This is a genomic window from Aestuariirhabdus haliotis (assembly GCF_023509475.1).
Taxonomy (GTDB): Bacteria; Pseudomonadota; Gammaproteobacteria; order Pseudomonadales; family Aestuariirhabdaceae; genus Aestuariirhabdus; species Aestuariirhabdus haliotis.
On sequence record NZ_JAKSDZ010000080.1, the window covers coordinates 1 to 5129 of the forward strand.

Here is a 5129-nt window from a genome sequence, read left to right on the forward strand (position 1 = left end):
CCCGTAGGGCGGTCCTAAAATGGTTTCTCTCGGTGTTGAAGCCCTTGTCCAGGTCTCGACATGAACGGCGAGCTTCGCCTTGATAAAAACCATTTCAGGATCCGCAGAGATCTATCCGAATTAATCAGAGGTGCCCTAGGTAAAAGTCACAGATATTGTCGTAGCACTACCCATTTCAGATTTTCCAGGTCCCACCTACACTCAGCTCGTCATCAAATACACCTTGGAGCCGAGCATGCGCAATGAAAAATCCCCTTTGCCAGAGATTCTGATCTCGGTTACTTGTGTCACACTGCTGATACTGACCATGGCTTCGCTTTACCGCATGGCATGGTAACTCATACACCACCAGCTCAGACACGCGGCCTTGACCTGCTTCCGCCTCAATAACAGATAACCCTTCAAGATCTCGACTCCCTGACAGAATTCGCTACTATAGACGACCACAAACTCAGGCATACCGCAGGATCAGCATGGAATCACTGAGCGTAAAGGAACGGCTCTATAGTATTATTTTTGGTACCGAGACACAGGCCGGGCGACGCTTTGACCTCTTCCTGATCGTTCTAATAGCGCTCAGCATTCTGGTTGCCATGCTGGATTCAGTGGAAAGTATTGCCAGCCAATACCATCGGCATTTCTTTCTACTGGAGTGGTTCTTTACCCTGCTTTTCACTCTGGAATATGCGGTACGTCTTTATTGTTCCCCGAAACCCGGAAGCTATGCCCGAAGCTTTTTTGGGATTGTCGACCTGTTGGCGATCCTGCCCAGTTATCTGGCACTTATTTTCAGTGGCTCTACCTTTCTGGTGATTATTCGCCTGTTGCGAGTGCTGAGAATTTTTCGAATTCTAAAGCTGATGCGTTATCTGCGTGACGCCAATGTTTTGTGGCGCTCAATGATGTCATCTCGGCGCAAGATTTTTGTCTTCTTCTGCTCTGTGCTGGTTCTGGCGACCATATTTGGCTCATTAATGTACGTGGTTGAAGGGCCCGAGCAAGGCTTCACCAGCATACCTAAAAGCATCTACTGGGCCATAGTCACTATTACCACCGTGGGTTACGGGGACATCACCCCACACACCATCATGGGCCAGATGCTGGCAGCGCTGGTGATGGTTACCGGGTATTCAATCATTGCAGTACCCACCGGTATCATCACCGCCGAACTGGCCGATGAGCTGCGCCGGGACCGCTCAAAAAAATACTGTGCCAACTGCACTCGCAGCGGGCATGACAACGACGCCGAACACTGTAAATTTTGTGGTGCAGAATTAAACCCCTAAACAGAAATCGCTCTTAAGCCGCACTCTTACCCTGATCCGCCAGGTCTACAGAGGCCGCTTCAGATTCAGGATTATTGACTACCACCTTGGCTACCTCATTACGGCTATGACGCTCATGCAAGAACCGTAGCACTTCGGCTCGATAATGGTTGTATCGACTGTCGTCGGCCAGGTCGAGTCGATGACGGGGGCGCTCCAGTTCGACCTTGAGAATTTCACCTACCGTCGCAGCAGGGCCATTACTCATCATAACGATACGGTCTGATAATAAAACGGCCTCATCGACATCGTGAGTAATCATCACTACGGTGTTGTTAAGCCGCGCCTGGATTTCCATCAAGGAGTCTTGCAAGTGAGAGCGAGTCAAAGCATCCAATGCGCCAAAAGGTTCGTCCATTAATAAAACCTTGGGCTGCATTGCTAACGCACGTGCAATACCCACCCGCTGCTTCATACCTCCGGATATTTCACCCGGCAGCTTATCGATGGCATGACTCATATGTACCAGCTCAAGGTTATGTTCGATCCACTCGCGGGTTTCTGCCCGACTTTTCTTGCGCCCGAACACCTGCTTAACGGCCAGTTCAACATTTTGATAAGCGCTCAGCCAGGGCAAGAGAGAATGGTTCTGGAAAACCACTGCCCGCTCCGGACCAGGCTCATCAACTTCTTTGCCATCGAGGATAACCCCCCCCTCTGTCGCTTGGTGGAGGCCCGCGATAATATTCAGGACCGTCGATTTACCACAACCTGAATGACCAATCAGGGAGACGAATTCTCCTTCCGCAATTTTCAAGTTGACCTTATCGAGCGCTCTAAACGGCCCGTTAGGAGTTGGAAAATCAATCGATACCTGTTCCAGACTTAGATGATCTTTCATTGCCATTCTCTCCAATATGTTTATCGCAAGACCGCGCTTTTATCCCATGACACCATTTTCTGGATCTGCAACATGGTACGGTCAAGCACGTACCCGATTAATCCAATCGTAATCACAGCCACCATAATCCGCCCCAGGGAATTCGAGCTGCCATTTTGAAACTCATCCCACACAAACTTTCCAAGCCCGGGGTTTTGCGCCAGCATTTCGGCCGCGATCAGCACCATCCAGCCCACTCCCAACGACATCCGCAAGCCGGTAAACATCATTGGAATGGCCGAAGGTAAAACAACGCGGTAAATATGTACCCACCAGCTCAGCCGTAACACCTTGCTGACATTAAGCAGATCCTGATCAATGGAGGCTACACCAACCGTGGTATTGATCAGGGTCGGCCACATGCAACACAACATTACGGTCACCGCCGAGGTAACAAAGGACTTGCTGAACATTGGATCATCACTGACATACAAGGCACTGACAATCATCGTCACAATTGGCAACCAGGCCAGCGGGGACACTGGTTTAAAAATCTGAATAATAGGGTTAAATCCGCGATAGACCGTACTGCTCAGGCCACAGAGTATGCCGAGCGGTATGGCGATAAGACTCCCCAGAAGAAACCCTGCAAACACCGTTACCAGACTGGTTCCAATCTGGTCGATATAGGTCGGCTTACCGGTATAAGGGCGAATCTTCACTACCGCATCAGGATTTTTTTCCAGTTTCTTCGCGTTACGTTTTTCCTGCCGCTCATAAAAGGCGGTCTCTTTGTTACGCTCACGAAGATGATCCTGCCACAGATTACCCGCTTGCTCCCACACCTGAACCGGGCCAGGAACCTGACCTAAGGAGGTAACGATACGAGCCGCTCCCAGATGCCACATAACCAGGAATATAGCGATCGCAACCAGCGGTACCAAGGCGACCCTGATCCATTGGTTCAAGCGATCCACGGTTAACCATTGCGCTACTATCGATAGTATTGCTGGCGCTGTCGATGCATCTGCGGCATTGATTGTTTTCGTTACCATCTTTCTTTCCTCAAACCTGGGTATGGCCCATCAAGCGATGGGCCTTTTCATAAATCAATTAACGGTATCGTCGCCCTTTAGGCCGATCACAAACTTGTCCAGATACGCATTCGGTTGCGTACCATCGTAGGTAATGCCATCGATAAAGTGGATTTGTGGAGCACGGAAACCATCTTCTTTGGCCAGATCCGGGAAATCACTCGCACTGAGCACTCCATCTTCCAACAGCGAGTCGACGGCGGCACGATAGATATCAGGACGATAAACATCTTTAGCGACTTCGAGGTACCAATCGTCGGACCTGGGCTCGGAAATCTGCCCCCAACGGCGCATCTGGGTCAGATACCAGATGGCATCACTGTAGTAGGGATAGGTGGCGTTGTAGCGGAAGAATACATTGAAATCGGGAACCGCTCGCTTGTCCCCTTTTTCATACTCAAAGGTACCAGTCATACTGTTGGCGATAACATCATAATCTGCCCCGACGTATTCGCTGCGAGATAAAATCTCAACGGCTTCCGGTCGATTTTTGTTGTTTTCCGCGTCCAGCCAATGGGCGGCACGGATCATGGCTTTCACCAAAGCAACATGGGTGTTCGGGTTTTCTTCGGCCCAACGCTTGCTGACCCCGAAAACTTTCTCCGGATTGTTTTTCCAGATTTCATAATCGGTTACCACGGGAACACCGATGCCTTTGAAAACAGCCTGCTGGTTCCAGGGCTCACCCACGCAGTAACCGTAGATGGTTCCGGCTTCCATAGTGGACGGCATTTGTGGTGGCGGGGTTACTGACAACAAAGCATCTGCATTGATCTGTCCGGAAGTGTCTCCCTTATGTGGCGCATAGTAGCCCGGGTGAATGCCACCGGCTGCCAGCCAGTAGCGTAATTCGTAATTGTGAGTCGATACCGGGAACACCATACCCATATTGAACGGCTTGCCTTCGGCGATATATTGATCAACGACCGGTTTTAACGAATCTGCCTTGATGGGATGCTCGGGTTGTCCGTCGGCGGCCTTAGGAACATGGGGCTTCATCTGTTCCCAAATATCATTGGAGACAGTGATGGCGTTACCATTAAGATCCATACTAAAGGCTGTAATGATTTCGGCCTTGGTACCATAGCCTATAGTGGCCCCCAGCGGTTGCCCGGCCAGCATATGTGCACCGTCCAGCTCTCCGTCGATGACACGATCCAGTAGCACCTTCCAGTTTGCTTGCGGCTCAAGCGTGACATACAACCCTTCATCCTCGAAGAAGCCTTTTTCATAGGCAACGGCTAAAGGTGCCATGTCGGTTAACTTGATAAAGCCCAGCTTAAGCTCCTCTTTCTCCAGCTCCAACTCGGCCCAGGCCGAACCCGATACCAGCAAGCCACCCAATAAAGTGGTTGCCACTTTACGAGTAACCTTCATTTTGTGAGCCATTTTAATAAATCGATGTAACGAATTCATGGACTGAAAACTCCTTGCTCTATGGATCGATTGCCACAACAAGCCGGTGATAGACTTGTGCTTTACAGCTTACATTCAACATGTATGCCAACAATCAGAACCCTTTATTTAAAGGCTATACAGGGCGTCGCGCTCCATAAACGCACCAGATTAATGCAAGTAAACAAACGCTTCCGCTACAAAGGTGCACCCGCACCAATTCAAAGATGCACCAATAGGCGGCCCACTAGATGTGCAAGTAGTCGCTACAAGCATGGCCTCTCAGAAAAGAAACAATGGGAATTTCAGTAAAGGGACAATATCAGACCGATGACCGCTGATTAGCGGTATATCTTCAAGACTAACGTCAGATCGGGTTAAGGCACCTCTGATTCATTCAGATAGATCTCTGCGGATCCTAACAATGGTTTTTATCAAGGCGAAGCTCGCCGTTCATGTCGAGACCTGGACAAGGGCTTCAACACCGAGAAAAAC

At 49.9% G+C, this 5129-nt stretch carries 4 protein-coding genes; 1 reads left to right on the forward strand and 3 read right to left on the reverse strand.

The genetic code is table 11. From position 1 onward, the window contains the following. The first annotated feature begins 473 nt into the window (after positions 1-473). Entirely contained in the window at positions 474-1286 is an 813-nt protein-coding gene (locus tag MIB40_RS19140; RefSeq protein ID WP_249697111.1) for an ion transporter, read from the forward strand. 13 nt (positions 1287-1299) lie between these two features. Here the strand turns inward: MIB40_RS19140 and MIB40_RS19145 are convergent, their stop codons facing one another. The 3 genes from MIB40_RS19145 to MIB40_RS19155 are packed head-to-tail and all read right to left on the reverse strand — an operon-like array spanning position 1300 to position 4616. Further along, complete coding sequence (locus tag MIB40_RS19145) at positions 1300-2166, reverse strand: ABC transporter ATP-binding protein (RefSeq protein WP_249697112.1); 867 nt, start codon at positions 2164-2166, stop codon at positions 1300-1302. 20 nt (positions 2167-2186) lie between these two features. Next, a complete protein-coding gene (locus tag MIB40_RS19150; protein WP_249697113.1) occupies positions 2187-3200 on the reverse strand; it encodes an ABC transporter permease in 1014 nt (337 codons plus the stop codon). 54 nt (positions 3201-3254) lie between these two features. Further along, positions 3255-4616, reverse strand: a complete 1362-nt coding sequence (locus MIB40_RS19155; protein ID WP_406566479.1) for a CmpA/NrtA family ABC transporter substrate-binding protein — start codon at positions 4614-4616, stop codon at positions 3255-3257. Positions 4617-5129 lie beyond the last annotated feature (513 nt).

Bases quoted from the DNA above. Each gene is read 5' to 3' on its own strand.
- MIB40_RS19145 (WP_249697112.1), bottom strand. From the start codon at position 2,166: ATGAAAGATCATCTAAGTCTGGAACAGGTATCGATTGATTTTCCAACT.
- MIB40_RS19150 (WP_249697113.1), bottom strand. From the start codon at position 3,200: ATGGTAACGAAAACAATCAATGCCGCAGATGCATCGACAGCGCCAGCA.
- MIB40_RS19155 (WP_406566479.1), bottom strand. From the start codon at position 4,616: ATGAAGGTTACTCGTAAAGTGGCAACCACTTTATTGGGTGGCTTGCTG.
- MIB40_RS19140 (WP_249697111.1), top strand. From the start codon at position 474: ATGGAATCACTGAGCGTAAAGGAACGGCTCTATAGTATTATTTTTGGT.